The sequence below is a fragment of the Achromobacter sp. GbtcB20 genome (assembly GCF_019091095.1).
In the GTDB taxonomy this organism is placed as follows: Bacteria; Pseudomonadota; Gammaproteobacteria; order Burkholderiales; family Burkholderiaceae_B; genus Achromobacter; species Achromobacter mucicolens.
This window is the reverse complement of the sequence record NZ_JAGXJZ010000173.1, coordinates 1-593: the sequence shown is the minus strand read 5'-3', so window position 1 is coordinate 593 and position 593 is coordinate 1. Positions and strand designations below refer to the sequence as shown.

The 593-nt window shown below is 69.5% G+C and carries 1 protein-coding gene; it reads left to right on the top strand.

What is annotated here, in order from left to right; translation table 11 throughout:
• A partial coding sequence (locus KVT32_RS28410; protein WP_217619240.1) for a hypothetical protein occupies positions 1–593 on the top strand: 593 nt, incomplete at both ends.

Sequence of the window (593 nt, the reverse complement as noted above, 5' to 3'; positions counted from 1 at the left end):
GCATCCACGGCGCCTTCCAGTGGAAGATCAGCCCGCAACTGCAAGCCAGCGCGCAGTACCTGGGCATGGGCTACCAGGGCCGCAACGCGGTCAACTACATCCTCGACATCGTCACCTGGGCGCCGCGCCTGACCAACGCGGTGCTGGCGCCGCAGGGCAGCCACTGCAACACGCCGCGCGGCACGATCTGCCCCATCCTGTCGGCCGATGCCGCCGCCGCCCAGTTCGGCCCGGGCGCCTATGACTGGGACCCCTACATGGCCACCAGCACCTGGGGCCAGGACGAGCGCACCCGCACCAATTACCTGAACCTCGCGCTGCGCTACGCGAACGGGCCGCTGACGGTGAAGACCCACCTGGCCCATACCCGCTCGAAGTTCGTCAACGACACCATCATCGTCGACCAGCAGATCCCGGGCGCCAGCTCCAGCGTGTATGCGGTCGGCGCCGACGGCCACGGCGGCTACAATGCCGTCACCACGCCGGGCAGCGCGAACGCCTTGCGCGACCCGAACGGGTTCGTGCTGCGCGGCCTGGTCCAGAACTGGAACGAGCAAGCCGGCAACCAGTGGCAGTGGCGCGCCGGCGGCACC